The following is a 21,785-nucleotide window of genomic DNA, read 5'->3' as shown; positions in this document are numbered from 1 at the left end:
GCTGTAGACGATATCGATTTTTCTGTCCATGAAGGAGAAATTTTAGGGATTGTAGGGGAATCGGGAAGTGGTAAAAGTGTTACGTCGCTATCCATCATGGGGTTAATTCCATCACCACCAGGAAAAATTACAAGTGGTGAAATATTGCTAGATGGCAAAAACCTTGCGAAATGTACAGATAAACAAATGCAAAAAATACGTGGTAGAGACATAGCAATGATTTTCCAAGAACCGATGACTTCTCTAAACCCTTTATTTACAATCGGTGATCAGCTCAAAGAGGCTATATTAATTCATAATCCTAAGTGGTCAAAAAAGGAAGCGGTTTCAAGAGCAATCGACATTATGAAACTTGTAGGTTTACCACGAGCAGAGGACCTACTAAAAGATTATCCGCATCAGCTATCTGGAGGGATGCGCCAAAGGGTGATGATTGCCATGGCACTGGTTTGTGACCCTCAGGTACTAATTGCAGATGAGCCAACAACTGCATTGGATGTTACCATTCAGGCACAAATTTTACAGCTAATGAAAGACTTAAATAAAAGATTGAATACAGCTGTATTGTTAATTACACATGATTTGGGTGTTGTAGCAGAAACGTGTGAGCGTGTGATTGTTATGTATGCTGGACAAATTGTAGAGGAGGCGCCGATTCAAGAAATTTTTAAGAATCCTAAACATCCATATACACAAGGTCTTATTCAATCAGTGCCTGATATGCGCTATAAAAAGGATAATCTATACTCCATCCCTGGCAGTGTTCCTAAACCTGGAAGTATTCAAGTTGGTTGTCGCTTTGCGGCACGCTGCGAATATGCGATGGAACGCTGTTTACAGGAAACACCACCTTTATTTGAGGCAGCAGAGAACCATAAATCAAGATGTTTTTTACTAGAGGAGCAGGAGGTGGAGCAACGTGTCGAAAGCGTTATTAAAGGTTGATGGTTTAAAGAAATATTTCCCTATTCGAAAGGGTGTCCTTAATTCTCATGCAGGGGATGTAAAGGCGGTAGATGATGTTTCGTTTGAAGTGTTTGAAGGAGAGACATTAGGTATTGTTGGAGAATCTGGCTGTGGCAAATCGACGACGGGTCGCCTATTAATGCGTTTGCTAGAGCCAACTGAAGGTAAAATAGAATTCGCAGGTAAAATGATTTCAGAATTATCTAATAACGAAATGAGGAAGGCACGCAGGGATATCCAAATGATCTTTCAGGATCCTTATGCCTCATTAAATCCGCGCCATAATATCGGCAAAATATTAGAGGAGCCACTAATTGTCCATGGCATCGGTAATGCCAAAGAGCGAAAACAAAAAGTGTTGGAGCTCCTGGAGATTGTTGGGTTAAATGGATATCATATCAAGCGTTATCCGCATCAGTTTAGTGGAGGGCAAAGGCAGCGTATTGGCATTGCTAGAGCATTGATGACGAACCCTCGCTTAATTATTGCGGATGAGCCAGTCTCGGCGCTAGATGTGTCCATTCAGGCACAAGTCTTGAATTTATTGCAAAAGCTGCAAAAAGATTTAAAGCTAACGTATATTTTTATATCACATGATTTAGGGGTTGTACGTCACATTAGCAATCGTGTTGGCGTAATGTACTTAGGTAAATTAGTTGAGTTGACAGCGAGTGAGGACTTGTATGCTGAACCGCTTCATCCATATACACAGGCACTTTTATCTTCAGTTCCAGTTCCCGATCCTACATTTGAGCGTGAACAGATTATTATTTCTGGAGATATCCCAAGTGCATCAAATCCGCCGAGCGGTTGTACTTTCCATACGAGATGTCCTTTTAAAAAGGAACAATGCTCACAAGTAGTGCCTAAAATGCAAGAAGTAAAACCAGGTCATTATGTTGCTTGCCATCTGTATGAGGCGCTCCAACATTAAATGATATAAAAACGACATAGGGGGAAAATCAATGAAGAAAAAGAAGCTTTGGACCTTGGGTGTAATGCTACTCCTTATTCTCTCGACGATCTTAGCAGCTTGTGGCGGCTCAGATACTAAGGATACGGGTAGTAAAGATACATCAACTGGTGGCGATTCAGCTGGCAGTGGTGAACCAAAAATTTTAGTTTATGGTCGTGGTGGAGATTCTGTAGCACTAGACCCTGCTGTTGTCACAGACGGTGAATCCTTTACAGTGACAGCTAATATTTACGAGACGCTTGTAAACTTTGGTGAGAGAGATGTAACAATTAATCCTGGTCTAGCAAAATCTTGGGAGGCATCAGAGGATGGATTGACTTATACTTTCCAGCTCCAAGAAGGTGTTAAATTCCATGATGGTACAGACTTCAATGCCGAGGCAGTTGTTAAAAATATTGAACGTTGGAAATCAAGTACTGATAAATATCCATACTTTAGTACTCAATTTGTCGTTGGTGGCAAGCAAATTATTGACTCAGTAACTGCTGAGGGTGACTATACAGTTGTATTTAAGCTAAGCCAACCACAAGCACCGTTCCTGAAAAATTTAGCCATGTCTCCATTTGCGATTGCTTCTCCAACAGCCTTTGAGGCAGATGAAGAAGGATTATCAACAAATCCTGTAGGAACAGGTCCATTCAAGTTTGTTAGCTGGGTACGAAATGATTCTATCACAATTGAAAAAAATCCAGATTACTATATTGATGGTTATCCAAAACTAGATAAAGTTATTTATCGTTCTATACCTGAAAACTCTGCACGTTTAAATGATTTAATCGCAGGTAATATTGATGTAGCTGATGGCTTAAGTCCATCTGATAAAGGAACAATTGAAGGCGATGCAAATCTACAGTTAATTGAACGTCCATCTATGAACGTTGGATATCTTGGTTTAACAGTAACTCGTCCTCCATTTGATAATGTCAAAGTACGTCAGGCAGTCAACTATGCAATTGATAAACAAGCTTTAGTAGATGCATTTTATGAAGGCTTAGCAGAGCCAGCGAAAAACCCAATGCCACCGGTAATTACAGGCTATAACGATGAGGTAACAGGCTATACTTATGATCCTGAAAAAGCGAAAGCATTACTTGCTGAAGCAGGCTATGATGGTAAGGAAATTGAGCTATGGGCAATGCCAGTTCCACGTCCATACATGCCGGACGGACAAAAAATTGCTGAAGCGATTCAAAAGAATTTAGAAGATGTGGGCATTAAATCTAAAATTGTGTCATATGAATGGGCAACTTATTTAGATAAAGCTGAAAAGGGTGAAGCGGATGCATTCTTACTTGGCTGGACAGGGGATAATGGAGATGCAGATAACTTCCTTTATTCATTATTAGACGGTGATAATATTGGCTCTAATAACTATACATTCTACGACAACCAAGAATTACACAAGTTATTAACAGCTGCGCAAACTGAAATTGATGAAGATAAGCGTAATGAATTGTATAAGCAGGCACAAGTTATTATTTCTGAGGATGCTCCATGGGTTCCTCTTGCTCACTCAACACCAATTTTAGCTGCTAACAAGAAAGTTACAAATTATATTGCGCATCCAACTGGTTCTGACCGTTTAGATGCAATAGATATTCAATAGTAAACTGCATTCTTAAATAATAAAGAGGTATGTAAAGAATCTGCTTGCTTTTCTGCGGGTAAGCCGTGGAATTCTAGCAGATTCTTTTCTAGTAAAGGAAATCCAATCCTTTACTCTGTATGAAAGATCTCATCTAAACATTAAAGCCGTTTGGTGAAAGCTTAACCTTTCAACAGTATATAGACTTCAAAGTAGATTATGAAAATCATAGAGAGGTGATGAAAATGCTTCACTATATGGGGAGACGATTACTTCAACTAATCCCAGTTTTGCTTGGAATGACTTTTATCGTCTTTATGTTGATACGTGCAATACCTGGAAATCCAGCACAAGTTATTTTAGGACAACAGGCAACAAAAGAGGCGGTCGAGGCATTAAACGCAAGTTTAGGATTAGATAAGCCTTGGTATACACAATATTTTAGTTATTTAGCAGGTATTTTTCAGGGAGATTTAGGGGTGTCTTTACGTACAAAATTACCTGTATCAGAGGAAGTATTTCCGTATCTAGCAGCAACGGCTGAGCTTGCATTTTTTGCTATGATTATTGCTATTGTTATAGGTGTTAATGCTGGCATTATTTCTGCCTGGTTCCAAAATTCTTGGTTCGATTACATTGCTATGGTTGTGGCACTAGTTGGTGTATCTGTACCCGTATTTTGGCTAGGTTTAATGGAGCAGTGGACATTTAGTAGTCAGCTTGGCTGGTTGCCTACTTCAGGTCGAGATGATGTTCGTAATCCTGTAACCGCCATAACCCATTTCTATTTACTAGATACGCTCATGCAAGGACGCTTCGATCAATTCATTGAAGTTTTAAAGAGATTAATATTACCAGGTGTTGCGCTTGCGACGATTCCGATGGCTATTATTGCAAGAATCACAAGGGCATCCATGCTTGAAGTGATGCGTTCAGATTATGTACGCACCGCACGAGCTAAAGGACAAAAAATGTTTATTGTGGTTTATAAGCATGCATTAAAAAATGCTGTTATTCCTGTATTAACGGTAATCGGTTTACAAACAGGATTACTGTTAGGCGGTGCCATTTTAACAGAGACGATTTTTAGTTGGCCAGGCATTGGTCGTTATATTTATGATGCGATTGGCTTCAGGGATTATCCGGTCATTCAATCAGGTATCCTAATCGTTGCATTTATTTTCATCATGATTAACTTAATCGTGGACTTGTTGTATACAGTGATTGATCCACGTATTAAATACAAATAGAAGGGAGTTGCAATGATGACTGGAGCAATTGACATAAAAAAAGAAGCAGCACCTGTTCAAGAAAAGGCAGTAGGCCCATGGCTTGAAGGCTGGCGAAGCTTTAAAAAGAGCAAAGTGTCTTTAGTAGGTGCAGGAATTGTACTATTTTTTATTTTACTTGCTATTTTAGGCCCATATTTGGCGCCACAGGGGATAAATGAACAAGATTTATCAAAACGTTTATTGGCACCAACAAGTGAACATTGGTTTGGTACGGATGATTTTGGGCGGGATATTTTCTCTAGAATCATTCATGGTGCACGAATTTCGTTATGGGTAGGCTTTTTTTCAGTAGTTTTATCCGTAATTGTTGGTAGTTTGCTTGGAATTATTGCAGGTTATTATGGAAAATGGATTGATACAGTTATTTCACGTATTTTTGATATTATGCTAGCTTTCCCTAGTATGCTATTAGCGATTGCTGTCGTGTCAGTGCTTGGACCATCCTTACAAAATGCATTAATTGCTATTGCAATTATTAACATACCTAATTTTGGTCGTTTAATACGCTCAAAAGTGTTGAGTGTCAAGGAAGAGGAGTATATCGTATCAGCAAAAGCAATTGGCATGCGGGATTCAAGAATATTATTTTCACATATTTTGCCGAACTCTATGACACCTATTATTGTACAAGGAACGCTTGCTATTGCGACAGCTATTATTGAAGCGGCAGCGTTAGGTTTCCTTGGACTAGGGGCTCAAGCTCCAGCACCAGAATGGGGAAAAATGCTAGCCGATGCGCGGAAGTATTTATTAAATGCTCCTTGGACAATGATTTTCCCTGGTTTAGCTATTATGCTAACAGTTCTAGGCTTTAACCTAATGGGTGATGGACTACGAGATGCACTTGATCCAAAAATGAAAAGCTAGTTAATACATTACACCTTCTACAAGTTAGAAGGTTTTTTTCAGCTACTTGGCAAACATGAACAAAGGGGTAAATAGGAACTCTTTTACAGCAAAAACGTTCTAAATTATAGTAGTGGACCAAACTGCTTTTCAAAAATAAGTGAAATTATCTTTCTGGAGCCATTAATTGAATTTTTTGTCATGTTAATTTAGACTTAAAAAGTAGAAAATTTTTATCATAGTAGATTATTGCTTACCATATAATCTTTCAGTTGAAATACATATTTTAGGAGGGTGTTAAAATTGGGGATTAATTTACAAAAAGGGCAACGTGTTGATTTAACAAAAGGAAATGCTGGTTTAAATAAAATTAAAGTAGGCTTAGGCTGGGACCCTGTAGGGCAAGAGAAAAGCGGCGGCTTTTTAGGCGGTTTATTTTCTAGTAGAAATAGCGGTAGTGGACGAAGCGTTGACTGTGATGCATCTGTATTAATGCTGCAAGATGATAAGGTTATTGCGGGAGACGATGTTGTTTATTTTGGAAAATTAACAAGTAAATGCGGCTCTGTTCAACATTCAGGTGATAATTTAACAGGTGACGGCGATGGGGATGATGAGGTAATTACAATTGAGCTATCGTCTGTGCCAACTCAATATAACAAGCTTGTGTTTGTTGTAAACATTTACGATGCAGCAGGGCGTAACCAACACTTTGGTATGATTCAAAATGCATATATTCGTGTGTATGATGACAGGACAGGAAGTGAGCTAATTCGTTATAATTTAACTGATAATTATTCGAATTTAACGACGTTAGTCTGTGGGGAGATTTACCGCCATAATAATGAATGGAAATTTGCTGCAGTTGGTACGGGAACAAATGATTTGAAACTTGGCGACGTTGTTCGAAGATATCAATAAATAAATGACTAAATAGGAGGAATAAAAATATGGGCATTTCACTACAAAAAGGTCAAAAGGTAGATTTAACAAAAACAAATCCAGGATTAACAAATGTTGTGGTAGGATTAGGCTGGGATACAAATAAATATGATGGTGGTCATGATTTTGATTTAGACTCATCTGTATTTTTACTTGCTGATACAGGGAAAGTAGCAGATCAAAATGACTTTATTTTTTACAACAATACAATTGGTGGAAACGGTTCAGTAGAGCATTCAGGTGATAATTTAACAGGTGTCGGTGAAGGTGACGATGAAGTGGTGAAAGTCGCATTAACTCAAGTTCCTGCTCATGTTCAACGTCTAGCATTCACGGTAACTATTCATGATGCGGAATCTCGCAGTCAAAACTTTGGAATGGTATCGAATGCCTATATTCGTATTATAAATGCTGCATCCAATGAAGAAATTATTCGCTATGATTTAGGTGAGGATTTCAGTATTGAAACAGCTATTGTAGTCGGTGAATTATATCGTCATAACGGTGAATGGAAATTTAACGCAATTGGTGCTGGCTATCAGGGTGGCCTAGCTGCTTTATGTAATGACTATGGCTTGAGCGTAAACTAAAATTTCATCTTTGGACAGAAAGGGAGATTTTGAATGGCTATTCAATTAAGTAAAGGGCAACGAATTGATTTAACAAAGCAAGATCCTGGTTTAAACAGCATCGGAATTGGCTTGGGCTGGGACGTTAAGCAATTCGATGGTGGGCAAGACTTTGACCTTGATGCATCTGTATTTTTATTAGATGCATCAGGCAAGTGTCGTAATGAGCAGGACTTTATCTTTTACAATAATTTAGCAAGTGCAGACCAATCTGTTGTTCATACTGGTGATAACCGGACAGGTGAAGGTGATGGGGATGATGAGAAAATCCTTGTGAACCTAAAGCAAGTGTCTCCTCAAATTGAAAAGATTGTGGTGACGGTTACCATTTATGATGCAGAGGGGCGCCATCAAAACTTTGGACAAGTCTTAAATGCCTATGTTCGTTTGACGAATGAAGAGACTGGATCTGAGGTATTACGTTATGATTTAGGCGAAGATTTTAGTATTGAAACGGCTGTAGTTTTTTGTGAGCTGTACCGTCATAACGGTGAGTGGAAATTTGCTGCAGTAGGCTCAGGCTATCAAGGTGGACTAGCAGCATTAATCAACGCATATGGCCTACAGTAATGAGTAGGGTAGGTATACGCTGAAGGGTCTTGGGTGATGTGAAAAACTGTGAGGTGACCAGTTTTACAGATCCTGTATCTTGAAGCCTTATCGTATTGCACTGAAAATTGCTACTATATTTGGCACCATCTTTCAAATGAAATTTTTCTTTATTAATTGCTGCATTCTTATTGACATTTGTTGCACACAAGATGAATAAGAAAACAGCAGTGTAAACAAGGCACTGTATTGGTCTGTATGGAACAGGCTGATACAGTGCTTTTTTCACAAAAGGCATAGTTATTGGGGAGAGGATACGATGCAACACTTTGCAACAGAAGCAGAGACTATTTTTTATAAGAAGCCACAGCCTTTTACAAAATGGGAATCGCCAGATATTTTGTCATATGCCCTAGGCGCTACTTTATATATGCCTGCTTCCATGCCTACAATTGTGAGTTTGATTCAATCACAAAAATATAAAGAACTCACATCACTCGTTATTGATCTGGAGGATGCCGTAGGGGATATAGAATTAGTAGATTGTGAAGCAAAGTTGATTGAGGATATGAGCGAGTTATACGAGCTCTACCAACAAAAACAACTACTACTTGAAGATCTTCCATTGCTTTTTATTCGTGTACGTCATGTTGAACAATTTCGTTATTTAACGACTGCTTTAGGAAAAAAGCAAGAAATCCTAACTGGCTATGTTTTCCCGAAATTTACAGCAGCAAAAGGCGCCTGTTATTTTGAAATTCTAGAACAAACAATTTTAGAGAATGATTTAGTTTTATATGGTATGCCGATTTTAGAGAGTCATGAGGTCCTCTATAAGGAATCTCGCATGGAAGCATTATTAGGCATTAAAGAAGTTCTACATCAATACAGAAACCGTGTATTAAATGTACGTATTGGTGCAACTGATTTCTGTGGTATTTACGGTATTCGCCGCCGTATGGACTCTACTATTTATGATATTAGTGTAATTCGAGATTGTATTGCAGATATTGTTAATATCCTTGGTCGCGAGGAAGATGGCTTTGTTATATCTGGGCCAGTGTGGGAGTATTTTAGTAATCAGCGTGTATTGAAGCCTGCATTAAGAGAAACACCATTTAGCGAGAAGGGTGCACTTGATACGAGGAAAGCATTATTAGACGATTGTTTAGATGGATTAATGAAAGAAGTTCTCATGGACAAACAAAATGGCATTGTGGGTAAAACGATTATTCATCCTAGTCATATTCGAGTCGTGCATGCATTATATGCGATTTCCTTTGAAGAATATCTAGATGCGCTAAGTATTATAGAAAATAATGATGGCCGTAAAGGTGTGATGAAAAGCCATCATGCTAATAAAATGAATGAAATCAAACCACATATGAGATGGGCACAGCGAATAGTAAAACAGGCACATGTCTATGGCGTATATCATGAATCCGTTGATTTTGCCTCACTCTTATTAAACTCTGATATAGGTGGTAGTATTTATGCAACAACAAATGAGTAAATTAAGTATTTTACCGGATTATTCAATCGATATTGAAATTACCTCCAATCCGCACCAATTTGAACTAACTGATTTATTTAAAATGGCAGCCCGTATTAATAAGAAAAGGCAATTTTTGTTTGTAAGCACCGTTCTAGGTAAACATTTAGCTGTACGCCCACAAGTCCCTTTACTGACTGGAGCTCTTTTAGCCTTGATGTATCATGAGAATCTTACTGGAGATAAAGCAATGACTTCGGATGCCGTTGTAAAAGCTTTAAAAGATGGGAATAGGTTCGATGAGGTTCAAAATTCCGTTGAGGGCAGCATAGAGTTAGCACAAGAAACATTGTTTATAGGATTTGCTGAGACGGCTACTGCCCTAGGACATGCAGTATTTAATGCGTTCCATTCAAACGCTATGTACATCCACACAACACGTGAAGTTCTTCCTGATTTAGAGCCATTTATTACATTTGAGGAAGAACACTCACATGCGACAAGCCATAGAATTTATACGGAAGATCCTGAAGCTTTACTGCAAGCTAAACGCATCGTGTTAATTGATGATGAGATTACTACTGGTAATACGGTCATTAACATTATTCAAACGTTAAGAAAGAAATTTCCGTTAGTTAGGCAATATGCTGTGTTATCTATTTTAGATTGGCGTTCCGAGCAGCAGCAAATGCTCTTTAAAAATTTAGAGGATCAGTGGGATATTTCTATTGAGTTCATCGCAATCATGTGTGGACATTTTAGTTGTTCAGGGACTCCCAGCTTAACAAGCATACAGCCAAGCGTACAAACACAGAGTGCACAGGATATGACATTGTGGCCAATTCAAGTGTCTGCTGATCGCAAAACTTTCCAATCAGTTGCAGAGAACGGTTTAGTAAACAAACAACCTTATTTAGTAGCAACAGGAAGATTTATGCTTACTTCAAAACAACATGTTCAACAAAAGGAAATGCTACAAGTAATCGCCCAGCAATTAAAAGGGCTACGTACAGATGGACCAGCACTTGTCATTGGAACAGGTGAGTTTATGTATGTTCCTATGCAAATTGCCTCTTACTTAGGGAACGATGTATATTTTCAATCAACCACGCGCAGTCCAATTTATTGCTCGGATGATGTTGGGTATGTGATTACAGAAAAAATTGCCTTTGAGAGTCCAGAAAATAATGGGGTTCAAAATTATTTATATAATGTTGAAAGTCAGTCCTACACGGAACTTTTTGTTGTGGTGGAACGTATAGCAAGTAAAGAGGTAGTTGCCCGTATGGTAAAGGCACTACAAGAAGTTAGTAGCGCTACAATATATGTGATTTGTATGCATGAATAGGAGGTTGAATGATGATATCGACTTTACAGCCAGATAAAATGGGCAGCTATGCGCCAGAGGACGTTACTTTTTTATTGCGTGATATAGGAAATGTATTTCTTGAAATGGATAATGAGAAACGTGAGCAGCTTATTCAATCAGGCACACATTATTCAGAAATGCTACCAATAGAGAAGCAACCATCCGATACGTATATGAATCTTTTTTATAAAACGTTAGACGCTTATGCAGAAAGAATTGCAATTGCTGTTGGCGTAGTGGCAGAGCAAATAATCGAAAGTAGGGGGTTAGACAATTTAATTCTTGTTAGTTTAGCCCGAGCAGGTACACCTATCGGCATTTTAATCAAACGCTATATATCTATGCGTTATAGGGTGAATGTTCCGCATTACTCCATCTCTATTTTGCGCGGTCGCGGTTTTGATGAAACAGCCATTCTTTTCATTTTGACACAGCATCCTCTCGGCTGTCTTCAATTTATCGATGGTTGGACTGGTAAAGGGGCAATTACCAATGAATTAATTCAATCCTGTCAAAAATTTAATGCGCAATACCAAGGGCAATTGAATGCCAATTTAGCTGTATTGGCCGATCCTGGGCATTGTGCAGCCATTTATGGTACTCGAGAAGACTTTTTAATACCATCTGCTTGTTTAAATTCGACTGTATCGGGATTGGTGAGTAGAACGGTTTTAAATCGACAATTTATGGATGCGAACGACTTTCATGGTGCTAAATACTATAAAGAATTAGAGGATCTAGACGTCTCCAATCTGTACATAGAACGTATTGTCACATGCTTTGAACAGGTGCAGAGTACAATTATGCAACAATTACAAAAGCAGGACGAATCTCCAATTACTTGGGAGGGCATGAAGTCTGTGCAAAATATTCAACGAGATTTTTGTATTGATAATATTCATTTTATCAAACCGGGTGTTGGTGAGACGACAAGAGTTTTGCTGCGACGTTTACCTTGGAAAATTTTAATTAATCCGCGGTACATGGATGAACTGCAACATATTTTATTTCTTGCCCAAGAAAAACATATAGTAATAGAAGAATATTCTAATATGTCCTATGCATGTTGTGGTTTAATAAAAGAAATATAGAGGAGATTAAGATGATACTATTTACATCGGATTTAGATAGAACACTTATTTATTCTAAACATATGATGAAACTGTTTCCACCTGCTACAGAGACATTGGTAGTTGAACACAAAGCTGAGGAAGCAATGAGTATGATGACGCAGGCAACCGCAACACTATTACATCAGGTACATCAACAAACACTCTTTGTACCTGTTACGACTAGGGCGTTACATCAATATAAGAGAATCCATTTTATTAATGATTTGTGTCCTACTTTTGCAATTGCAAGCAATGGGGGTACAATATTAGAAAAGGGTCAGCCATATGAAAAATGGACGAAAATCTTAAGCAGACGTATCGAGGATTCCTCTATTCCTCGTGAGGATATGTTAAAGCATTTTTATACCATTCAATCTGAAACATGGCTACAACGTACTTTGTATATAGATGATCTTTTTTACGTCCATCATGTGGATATTGAAGTTTTACCCCACGATGAATTACAAGCTATAATTCAAGAGTTTGATGCTCATGGTTGGTATGTTCTTCTACAAGGTAAAAAACTGTATTTTATGCCAAAGGTACTGACAAAGGAAGCGGCTATCGAATATATAAAAGAATTCTGTACATACGATGTGCATATAGCAGCGGGTGACTCTATTATGGATTATGGAATGCTGGCAATAGCTGATGTAGCTTTTACACTGAACCACGGAGATTTAAAGGATAAACAGCCAAAAATTCTACAAAATACAACTTACTCGGCTCACAACGGTGAAGCATTTACAAAGGACTTGCTAGAAATGGTCTTGCAAATAGCTTCACACCAAACCGTTGTATAGGTTATTCAAATATTTTTTGTAGTCATAAGGTAGAGTCGTCCTATGACAATTGAAATCCTCAGCATATGCTGAGGATGATTTTGAGGAGGTGCGTTTGTATGCAAACAATCACAATTAAATCAGTGTTGGAGCGTCACCCTGATGATTGGCTACAGGCGTTTCAAGATTCACCAAGGGATCGTGCATTTTATGAGGAAACAGCACAGCAAGTGAGTTTTAGCAGGATTGCGGTTCGTGTATTAGGCGTACCAATCGAAGAAGATGATTATTTTAATTCATTATTTACATTGTCACAAAACCCTCAGATCCATATTTTAAGTGAAGAATTAAATAAGCATATTGAGCAAAAGGATTTTCAGGCTATACAAACCATTTTATCGCAGCATCAACAAACGCCAAAAGGGCTATCAATTAACCGTTTAGTGGCGATGATGTATGGCCATCAGTTAATTCCCAAACATGATGATAGCGTAATGAATCGACATTTACAGCTAGCAACTATTAAAGTTGTGGAGCTCTTTCAAGAACAACAATCACTAGGTCTGCTATCAAATGAATTTCGCCGTTTTTTAATTGATATGGTGAAATGGTTAAAAAATCATTGGATTCAATGGACAAAAACAATGAATCCAACAGATGATTTTCCAAAAGTTGTTTGGTATGGGGACACAACGGTTAGCCAACGTTATTTTTTATTACTTTTAATGGAGCTTGGATGTGATGTATTAATTTTTCATCCAGCTAAAATAGATGAGTTCGCTGAAATTGATCCTACAGAGTCGTTTTCCATCACATACTCATATCCCAACCAAACAACTTTACAGCCATTTCCTGACAAGCTCCGTGATCGCCAGGCAACTGTAGGTTATCGTTCTAGTCAACATTTCGAGCAATTAATGCATGATCAGCAATCAGGTGTTTATAAGCCTTGGCAGTTTAAGGATTTTATGCCACGGTCATTAACATTACGGATGACATATGATGATATTTTTATTTATGCTAAAGAAAAAGCATTGGTTCGACCACAATTTGAGGTAATTGGCAACGAGGTAGTCATTCCAGTCATCTTTGCAAAAATAAGTGGGGTTTCGAGTAAACGAGAAGAGTATTGGCATTATATGCATCAGTTACTAGCAAGTCCACAAACTGTTTTTGTACAGGACTTCCCTTTTACAACTACGAGCAGGGCCAATTTTCATTTTCACTATAAGCATTGTCTCGTGAATGGTGAACTATCTGTAGAGCGCATTATGCAAAGCGATTGGTGGCAATATGGTGAATTAACATTCGAGCTACAGCATGCAATTGCCCACACAATAAAAACGTCATGTGAACAACCAATGTTAAAACAACAGCCAAATGAAACGTTATATGATTTACAGTTATTTATATTTAAACAACTATCGATGATTCCTCAAGATATCTTACGGTTACTGCAAGGCTTTGATTATTCACAAGAGGTACCCAAAATCGTGTTATTCCAGGCGCCTCAACAGCCAGCATTATCGCGTGAAGATATTGCATTATTAGCATTTTTAAATCGCTTTGGAATGGATATTATCTTATATAATCCAACAGGACAGTTAGACTTAGAAAAGCATTTGCAAGAGGATACTTACGATGTACATCGTTTAGAACATATGCTGTTTGACTTGCACTATGAGGAACCTAAGCAGCAAAAAAAGGCACCCGACAAAATCATCAAAAAGCTCTTTAATCGTTTTTTCTGATGGTAGGAAGGAGGCAGCACAAATGTCAAATATCTCGTTATCGCTGGAACAGCTAACACCTGAAACAGCAGCAGCCGTTAAAGAACAATTAAGAGAACATGTAGAGATACAGCAAATTGCCAATCAAATCAATATAAAAAACCAGATAGAGCTAATGGCATTGGGAAAAGAACCAGCGACAAAATTAGCAAAGTTCTCTGATCAACTATTAGATATCGTTACCCGCTCTGCCTCTTTTGAATCAAATACATTATTTAAGCAGCTTGAAACTTTAATGTTGTCATTTGACAAAAAAGATTTTGCTGAGCAAAGAGGGTTTTTTAAAAAGCTCTTTGCACGTAAACCTAAAAATGATGACGATCTATTTGAAAAATACAATGTACTTGGTAGAGATATTGAGAAAATTCATTATCAATTTGTGCTTATGGAAGAAGAATTAGCTAAGGATAATCGAATACTTGCACGATTATATAATGAAGATTTAACGTACTATCTAGAGCTGGAAAAATATATCGTAGCAACAGATATGAAATTACATGAAGTACAAACAACATTAATCCCTATGTATGAAAAACAGGGAGAGGCAGGCAATCAGGTAGCAAAAATGGAGCTGAATCGTTTGCAAGCTATTGCCGAGTTACTCCAGCAGAAAATAGACGAGTTGGAAAAGTCGCGTATGGTGGCCATTTTAACTGCCCCTCAAATTGACATGCTGCGAAATGGTAACAGTGAGTTGATTGAACAAATTAATGGGGCTTTTGTTAAAACCATTCCTGTTTTTAAAATGGGTTTGATGAATGCAGTTAATGAAAGACGTCAACAATTACAAAGTCAATCAGCATCTGCCTTTGAAGACCGTATGAAGCAATTTGGGGGAGCCAGCAAGGAAGCGGTTCAATTAAGTACTGCTATGGCTCAACAATCTAGCACAACGCAGAGCCTAGAAGAAATGTGGGATATTATTGTTTCAGGTATTGCAAATTATCAGCATTTACGTGATGAGCAAACCATTAAGCGTCAGCAAGCAGAGCAACAACTGTTAACATTGCGGCATTAATTCACTTCCTCTAAGTAGATTACTACTTGGGGGATTTTTTGTATGTAAATACAACAGATTTCTTTTTCTAGGGGGCGAGGTATTCAGCGGGTGTTCAAAACCCGCTGAATAAAATAATCTACCACCCTAAAATACTAACTAGATGAACTCTTCTTCAAATTCTACATTAATTTCATGTCCATGGTAGCTTTGGTAAGACACGATAAGCGTGTCTAGATGCTCTAGATTTTCTTCATAATCTAATATGCGCGATAAAATATAAAGTAAATGATAGCTAGAAAATTCTGTATCGCCCTCTTCGCGAGCAAAGTTAATTTGCTTGATGAAAATTTCCATTAGCTCATTGCGTTGGACATAGTCAATGCTTTTGCTCCACTCTGAATGCTCAGGCTTAAGTTTCCCTGTATATTTTAAGAGTAATTGCTCATGGTAAGTTAGCAAGGAATCAAGTCGCTCTTGAATCATTAAGTGAAATTGTGTAGGTAGCTGAGCTAGTTCATTTTCATGGTTATGCAACCGCTGAAGCAGTTCTAAACTTTTTTTGGAAGTTAAAATCATTTGACGATAGACCACTAGTTTACGTGCTTTCACATACTTTTTATTTTTTAAGTAATTTCGTTCTTCCTTATATAAATCGTACAATGTATCCACTCGTAACATACGACTTTTAAATTTACTTAATGCTGCCTTTGTAGAGGTATGTTCAGAAGCCTGACGTACAGCAAGTCGTGTCCAACGAATAATATCATCCTGTAAAATATAGATTTTGCGGAATAGTTTTACCTCGTATTTTGGTGGTAGGAAAAATAGGTTTACAACAAATGCTGCCAACACCCCAACCAAGATTGTCACAAAGCGTATTAAACCAAACGTTAAAAAGTCATCGCCTTGAAACTCCATAATAGCTACGACTGACACCAATGCCAGCGAAAGTGATTTTTCAAGTTTAAACTTTAACATTAAACCAATAGCAATTATGACAGCTATACCAATGGCTACAACATGATGGCCAAAAAGTAAGCCGAAAATGACGGCAATTGTCGCTCCTATAATATTTGCTTGTACTTGCTCTACAATGGTTTGATAAGAACGATAAATAGAAGGTTGAATCGCAAAAATGGCTGCAATTCCAGCAAAAACAGGTGAAGGTAGTTTTAATAACTCTGCAATAAACAGGGCAAAAACGATAGCAACACCAGTTTTAAATACACGGGCACCTAATTTCATAAAGATGTCCTTTCTGTCTAATATTTTTTTAGTTTCTTTACATTATAGAAGGAAGTGCACATAAAATACATAGATTTGCATGCATGAATAAGAAAAAGGCGACTTAACTCGTAAGTCGCCTTTTTATTGACACATTATGACAATTGAGAAAAAGCATAATCTACAGCTTTAATGGTTTCAAGAATGTCTGCTTCTGTATGCTCAGTTGTTAGGAACCAAGCCTCATATTTAGATGGCGCTAAATTAATACCTTGTTCTAGCATTAATTTAAAGAAGCGCCCAAAGATTTCACCGTCAGAGTTTTCAGCTTGCTCATAGTTTTCTACTTTCACATCTGTAAAGTAAATAGTTAGTGCTCCTTTAAGACGATTTAATGTAATAGTTACACCGTGTTTTTTAGCCGCCGTTAAAATACCATTTTCTAAAATACCACCTAGTCGATCCATCTCATCGTAAATACCTGGTGTTTGTAGCACTTCTAGGCAGGCAATCCCAGCTTGCATTGAGGCAGGATTCCCAGCCATTGTCCCTGCTTGGTAAGCTGGGCCAAGTGGTGCAACTGTATCCATAATTTCTTTACGACCACCATAAGCACCGATGGGTAAACCACCACCAATAACTTTACCAAGTGCAGTCAGATCAGGTGTGAGGCCAAGTAAATTTTGAGCTCCACCATAGTGGAAGCGGAAAGCAGTGATAACCTCGTCGTATATCGTCAATGCTCCTTTTTCTTTTGCGGTAGCATGGACCAATTCAAGGAAGCCTGGGTTTGGTTCTACAATCCCAAAGTTCCCTACGATAGGTTCGATTAAGATAGCCGCAATTTGGTCGCCCCATTTATTCATTGCCTCAGTAAAAGCTTCTGGGTTATTAAACGGTACTGTAATAACCTCCTCTGCTGTAGAAGTCGTCACACCTGCAGAGTCAGGAGTTCCTAATGTTGCAGGACCAGAGCCAGCAGCTACTAATACTAAATCGAAGTGACCATGGTAGCAGCCTGCAAATTTCATGATTTTTGTACGACCAGTATAGGCACGAGCAACACGAATGGTTGTCATAACTGCCTCTGTACCAGAGTTGTTAAATCGTACTTTATCCATAGAAGGAATAGCTTCTTTAAGCATTTTAGCGAATGTAACCTCATATTCAGTTGGGGTTCCGAAAAGTGTTCCGTTTTCTGCTGCATGTGTAATTGCCTTAGCAATATGTGGGTGACCATGTCCTGTCACGATAGGGCCATAAGCGGCTAGATAATCAATATAACGGTTGCCATCTACATCCCAAAAATAAGCACCTTTTCCTCGAGCCATTGCCACAGGAGAACCGCCACCTACTGCTTTATATGAACGAGAAGGGCTGTTTACACCACCAACGATGTGCTGTAACGCCTCTGCGTGTACTGCTTCAGATTTTGCGTGATTCATTGTATTGCCTCCTAACTTTTTATACGTAATCTATTGTAGACCTATCGTTGTAAGAAATCCAAAGAAATTAAGAGATATGACTTGATTTGTTACTTAGAGTAAAATAGAACCTACAAAGGAGGAGATTGTTATGACTTTACTGGAAGGACAAAAGGCGCCAAATTTTTCTCTAATGAACGAAAAGGGGGAAATGGTGCATTTATCTGATTTTAAAGGTCAGAATGTTATTTTATATTTCTACCCAAAGGATATGACACCAGGCTGCACGACAGAAGCATGTGATTTTCGAGATAAGTTTGAGGACTTCAGTCATTTAAATGCTGCTGTTCTTGGAGTAAGTCCAGATGATGCAACTAAACATACGAAATTTATTGATAAGCACGGCTTACCGTTCTCACTATTAGTGGATGAGGATCATGCAGTTGCTGAAGCATACGGTGTTTGGGTTTTAAAGAAAATGTATGGTCGGGAATTTATGGGCATAGAGCGTTCAACGTTTTTAATTGATACGGAGGGTAAGCTTGTAAAAGCTTGGCGCAAAGTACGTGTGAAAAATCATATTGAAGAAGTTTATGCCTATTTAGCAGAACGGGAGGCAGAGAAATGAGAGTTTATTTTACATTTGAACCTAGACCGGATTTACGTGAGCCGTTGCTAACCGATTTTCCACAGCTTGATTTTGTATTTGACAGTGGATTATCAAATGAAGAGCTTCAGCAAGCTGATATTTTAGTTACATATGGTGAAGATTTAACAGAAGAGAATATCCAATATGCAACTAAGTTGAAATGGATTTTCGTTGCTTCAGCAGGTATAGAAAAAATGCCAGCCCGAGCTATTATGGAACGTGGTATTTTAGTTTCCAATGTACGGGGAATTCATAAAACACCAATGGCAGAATCAATGCTAGCCCATATTTTAGCGATTAAACGTGCTTTGCCTTGGATGTATGAGCAACAAAAGAAAAGTGAATGGTCCAAAAAAGCAAAGCAAACCGAATTACGAGATAGCACAGCGCTAATTTTAGGGCCAGGTGCTATTGGCTCGGAAGTTGGACGTTTATTGCAGGCTTTTGGAGTAACGACGATTGGCTGCAACCGTTCGGGGAAAGAAGCGGCCTATATGGATAGTATGATTAGCTTTGCCCAATTAAAAGAAGCCTTACCCAATGCAGATATCGTCATTTCTGTGTTACCAAAAACACCAGAAACAACGCATTTATTAAAAGAAGAGCATTTTGTTGCCATGAAAAGCAGTGCTATTTTCATGAATTTTGGTCGAGGGAACTTGGTTGATGAGAAGGTGCTTATTCAAGCAATTGCAACAGAGCAAATTGGCTACGCTGTTTTAGATGTATTTGAAGTAGAACCTTTGTCATCGGATAGTCCATTATGGTCCTTCTCAAATGTTATTGTATCGCCACATATTTCAAGTCATTCTTCTCGTTATGTTGAACGAAGCTTAGAGATCTTTAAGCCAAGTCTGATAAAATGGCTGAAGGGCGATACTGATTTAGAAAATGTTATGGATTTATCAAGGGGATATTAAGGGATAGCCATTGTTAGAAGAAGGATAAAGAGTATGTGATTGTTGACGAAGTAGTGCGAATTGGATACACTAATTATAACAATTATAAATTAATAATACTTATGGAAGAGGTGCATGACGATGTCTGCAACGCATTTACAGGATGCACTGGACACGTTAAAAACAACTGGTGTACGTATTACTCCTCAGCGTCATGCTATTTTGGAATATTTGATTCAATCAATGGCACATCCTACTGCCGATGAAATTTATAAAGCACTTGAGGGCAAGTTTCCTAATATGAGTGTAGCGACTGTCTATAACAACCTGCGCGTATTTCGTGAGGTGGGTCTTGTGAAAGAGCTGACTTATGGAGATGCTTCAAGTCGCTTTGATTTCGTGACAAATGATCATTATCATATGATTTGTGAATGCTGTGGCAAGATTGTCGATTTCCATTATCCTGGACTCGACGAAATTGAGCATTTTGCATCTCAGGTAACTGGCTTTGATGTGCACTCGCATCGTTTAGAGATATACGGCACTTGTCCATCATGTAAAGAAGTAACTGCTAAAATACAATAAAATCCTAGCTCTTAATGGGCTAGGATTTTTTTGCTTTATGATTATAGGATTGATCGAACTCTTTACCTTCTAGAGAAGGATCAAGTGTTAAAGGTTCATTGCAGTACATGCACATATCTACACGACCTAATACTTTTGTGTGTTTATGACAATTCGGGCATTCAACTTGTACAGCTCTTGTTGACAATAATCCTATCCATGCATATACAACTGTACTTCCGATAATACATAAAACCCCAAGTGTCATAAAAATTAAAACTAGTATCGGGCTATTTTTAAAGAAAATACCTCCATACATAACAATAAAACCGATAAAGATTAGTGCTAATGCGAATGAACGAATTTTATTAATTTTACTTTTATAAGGTTTCATTTTTCATCTTGCCTCCCAATCTAAAATCTACTATAACATATAAGGGCAAAGTATTTTAGCTTTGAGAAGGTTGAAAGAAGGAATACTTTTAGAGTATGTCGAATTTTTAACGGAACAATGGAATCTACATGAAAAAGGGGGGCTGAACATGGAGCAAGTCTTGCGTCCAATATACCAAGAACGTGCAAGTCAGTCGAACACACTAGGCGTCATTTTAGTGGAAAAGCGTGAGGAAAAAAGTAACGTTACAGATACTTTTGATACAGTATTACTAATTATCGTAAAAGAAGCAGAGCAGCCTGTCTTTTCGAAACATTACCTATATGAAGGAAATAAAGTTGCTCTACATACTGTTACGGAGAAATTAATAAGAAAATGGTTGCTTATTGGTTCTAATAAGAAGGTAGTCGATTGGATTTTCTTTGGAAGAGTTTTATTTGATCGTAATGAATTTTTGCATAAATTAAAAATAGAATTGCAGGAATTCCCTTACAGTGGACGTAAAATTAAAACTGGTATCCAATTTTCAAAGCTGATTCGTCGTTATCTAGAAGGGAAAGAGTACTTTGATAAAGGGAGTTACTTGGATGCTTATAATCATGTGGTTGATTCCCTACATCATTTAGGCCGTCTCTCTATTATAGATAGTGGATTGTACCCTGAAGTAACGGTCTGGGCACAGGTAAAAAAAATCGAGCCAGCCATCTATAAATTATATGAAGAGCTTGTCACAAGTAATGAGCCGATAGAAAAGCGCTTAGAGTTATTATTTTTAGCAAGTGAGTTTTTAATACATTCTCGTACACGTGATGGAGCACAGCATATTTTAGAAGTCATGCAAACAAAAGAAATGTGGACTATTCAGGAATTGCATGATCATCATGAGCTCATGAATTACTCAGTAGATTTAGAAGTGTTTGTAGAGTATTTAGTGGATAAAGGCTATATTCAAATAGAACCAATTGCTGCGAAAAGTGATATGATTTTTCACCGTCATTACAAGGTAAATAAAGAAGCTCTAGAAATGGAGCTATGACTGTAGTATGCTTGTAATCGAGGTATTTAAAAATACCTCGATATTTTTTTAGAAAAATAGTTGACGAATAATATCTTGGTATTGTATTATATTAATTGTCGCTAAGACATAACAAAAACTCAATGAAAAACACAAAAAACTTTTTCGAAAAGTAGTTGACATGATTTGAGTGAGATGTTAATATAAAGAAGTCGCTGAAAAACGACTTAAAAAATGAACCTTGAAAACTGAACAAGCAAAACGTAATCAATAAAGTTTTAAGTAA

At 37.8% G+C, this 21,785-nt stretch carries 21 protein-coding genes; 18 read left to right on the top strand and 3 right to left on the bottom strand.

What is annotated here, in order from left to right; all coding sequences use genetic code 11:
* From RT445_RS15105 to RT445_RS15040, 14 genes are all read left to right on the top strand, one after another.
* Positions 1 to 945 (top strand): ABC transporter ATP-binding protein (locus RT445_RS15105; protein WP_313470808.1); only part of this gene is annotated, 945 nt, incomplete at its 5' end.
* On the top strand, positions 920 to 1,900 hold the full coding sequence (locus tag RT445_RS15100) for an ABC transporter ATP-binding protein (RefSeq protein WP_313470806.1): 981 nt from the start codon (positions 920 to 922) through the stop codon (positions 1,898 to 1,900). The genes RT445_RS15105 and RT445_RS15100, both read left to right, overlap by 26 nt.
* Positions 1,901 to 1,931: 31 nt before the next feature.
* Positions 1,932 to 3,548, top strand: a complete 1,617-nt coding sequence (locus tag RT445_RS15095; protein ID WP_274794501.1) for an ABC transporter substrate-binding protein — start codon at positions 1,932 to 1,934, stop codon at positions 3,546 to 3,548.
* Positions 3,549 to 3,772: 224 nt separating this feature from the next.
* Positions 3,773 to 4,777, top strand: coding sequence for an ABC transporter permease (locus tag RT445_RS15090; protein WP_274794500.1), 1,005 nt, complete (start codon positions 3,773 to 3,775; stop codon positions 4,775 to 4,777).
* A gap of 12 nt (positions 4,778 to 4,789) precedes the next feature.
* The gene (gene nikC, locus RT445_RS15085) at positions 4,790 to 5,686 is read left to right on the top strand and encodes a nickel transporter permease (protein ID WP_313470803.1); all 897 of its coding nucleotides are present in this window, start codon (positions 4,790 to 4,792) and stop codon (positions 5,684 to 5,686) included.
* Positions 5,687 to 5,968: 282 nt separating this feature from the next.
* Positions 5,969 to 6,586: a TerD family protein gene (locus RT445_RS15080; protein ID WP_274794498.1), complete on the top strand. Its 618-nt coding sequence runs from the start codon at positions 5,969 to 5,971 to the stop codon at positions 6,584 to 6,586.
* Between the two features lie 29 nt (positions 6,587 to 6,615).
* The gene (locus tag RT445_RS15075; RefSeq protein WP_274794497.1) at positions 6,616 to 7,197 is read left to right on the top strand and encodes a TerD family protein; all 582 of its coding nucleotides are present in this window, start codon (positions 6,616 to 6,618) and stop codon (positions 7,195 to 7,197) included.
* A 33-nt stretch (positions 7,198 to 7,230) separates the two neighbouring features.
* Positions 7,231 to 7,806 (top strand): TerD family protein, encoded by a 576-nt coding sequence (locus RT445_RS15070; protein ID WP_274794496.1) that lies wholly within the window; start codon positions 7,231 to 7,233, stop codon positions 7,804 to 7,806.
* A 298-nt stretch (positions 7,807 to 8,104) separates the two neighbouring features.
* Positions 8,105 to 9,298: an HpcH/HpaI aldolase/citrate lyase family protein gene (locus RT445_RS15065; protein WP_274794495.1), complete on the top strand. Its 1,194-nt coding sequence runs from the start codon at positions 8,105 to 8,107 to the stop codon at positions 9,296 to 9,298.
* Positions 9,279 to 10,625, top strand: coding sequence for a phosphoribosyltransferase family protein (locus tag RT445_RS15060; protein ID WP_274794494.1), 1,347 nt, complete (start codon positions 9,279 to 9,281; stop codon positions 10,623 to 10,625). The genes RT445_RS15065 and RT445_RS15060 overlap by 20 nt, the downstream gene beginning before the upstream one ends.
* 11 nt (positions 10,626 to 10,636) lie before the next feature.
* Complete coding sequence (locus RT445_RS15055; RefSeq protein WP_313470799.1) at positions 10,637 to 11,737, top strand: cysteine protease StiP family protein; 1,101 nt, start codon at positions 10,637 to 10,639, stop codon at positions 11,735 to 11,737.
* 11 nt (positions 11,738 to 11,748) lie between these two features.
* Positions 11,749 to 12,561: an HAD family hydrolase gene (locus RT445_RS15050; RefSeq protein WP_313470797.1), complete on the top strand. Its 813-nt coding sequence runs from the start codon at positions 11,749 to 11,751 to the stop codon at positions 12,559 to 12,561.
* A 98-nt stretch (positions 12,562 to 12,659) separates the two neighbouring features.
* Entirely contained in the window at positions 12,660 to 14,291 is a 1,632-nt protein-coding gene (locus tag RT445_RS15045; protein WP_313470795.1) for a YceG family protein, read from the top strand.
* 22 nt (positions 14,292 to 14,313) lie between these two features.
* Positions 14,314 to 15,348, top strand: coding sequence for a toxic anion resistance protein (locus tag RT445_RS15040; RefSeq protein WP_312507513.1), 1,035 nt, complete (start codon positions 14,314 to 14,316; stop codon positions 15,346 to 15,348).
* Between the two features lie 138 nt (positions 15,349 to 15,486).
* Here the strand turns inward: RT445_RS15040 and RT445_RS15035 are convergent, their stop codons facing one another.
* Positions 15,487 to 16,575 (bottom strand): FUSC family protein, encoded by a 1,089-nt coding sequence (locus RT445_RS15035; protein WP_274794490.1) that lies wholly within the window; start codon positions 16,573 to 16,575, stop codon positions 15,487 to 15,489.
* 134 nt (positions 16,576 to 16,709) lie between these two features.
* Complete coding sequence (locus RT445_RS15030) at positions 16,710 to 17,999, bottom strand: glutamate-1-semialdehyde 2,1-aminomutase (protein ID WP_274794489.1); 1,290 nt, start codon at positions 17,997 to 17,999, stop codon at positions 16,710 to 16,712.
* Positions 18,000 to 18,129: 130 nt separating this feature from the next.
* Here RT445_RS15030 and bcp point away from each other — a divergent pair, with 130 nt between their 5' ends.
* The 3 genes from bcp (at position 18,130) to perR (ending at position 20,111) form a co-directional block, all read left to right on the top strand.
* Entirely contained in the window at positions 18,130 to 18,606 is a 477-nt protein-coding gene (gene bcp, locus RT445_RS15025; RefSeq protein ID WP_274794488.1) for a thioredoxin-dependent thiol peroxidase, read from the top strand.
* Entirely contained in the window at positions 18,603 to 19,547 is a 945-nt protein-coding gene (locus RT445_RS15020) for a D-2-hydroxyacid dehydrogenase (RefSeq protein WP_312507514.1), read from the top strand. Before bcp ends, RT445_RS15020 begins: the two co-directional genes overlap by 4 nt.
* Before the next feature lie 120 nt (positions 19,548 to 19,667).
* Positions 19,668 to 20,111 (top strand): peroxide-responsive transcriptional repressor PerR, encoded by a 444-nt coding sequence (gene perR, locus RT445_RS15015; protein ID WP_274794486.1) that lies wholly within the window; start codon positions 19,668 to 19,670, stop codon positions 20,109 to 20,111.
* Between the two features lie 19 nt (positions 20,112 to 20,130).
* Here perR and RT445_RS15010 read toward each other — a convergent pair whose 3' ends face one another.
* Positions 20,131 to 20,484, bottom strand: coding sequence for a YgzB family protein (locus RT445_RS15010; RefSeq protein ID WP_274794485.1), 354 nt, complete (start codon positions 20,482 to 20,484; stop codon positions 20,131 to 20,133).
* A gap of 148 nt (positions 20,485 to 20,632) precedes the next feature.
* Between RT445_RS15010 and RT445_RS15005 the strand changes: the two genes are divergently transcribed.
* A complete protein-coding gene (locus tag RT445_RS15005) occupies positions 20,633 to 21,520 on the top strand; it encodes a nucleotidyltransferase-like protein (RefSeq protein WP_312507515.1) in 888 nt (295 codons plus the stop codon).
* Positions 21,521 to 21,785: the final 265 nt, after the last annotated feature.

Source organism: Lysinibacillus sp., assembly GCF_032093475.1.
GTDB classification, from domain to species: Bacteria; Bacillota; Bacilli; order Bacillales_A; family Planococcaceae; genus Lysinibacillus; species Lysinibacillus irui.
This window is presented reverse-complemented; position numbering and strand designations above follow the sequence as displayed.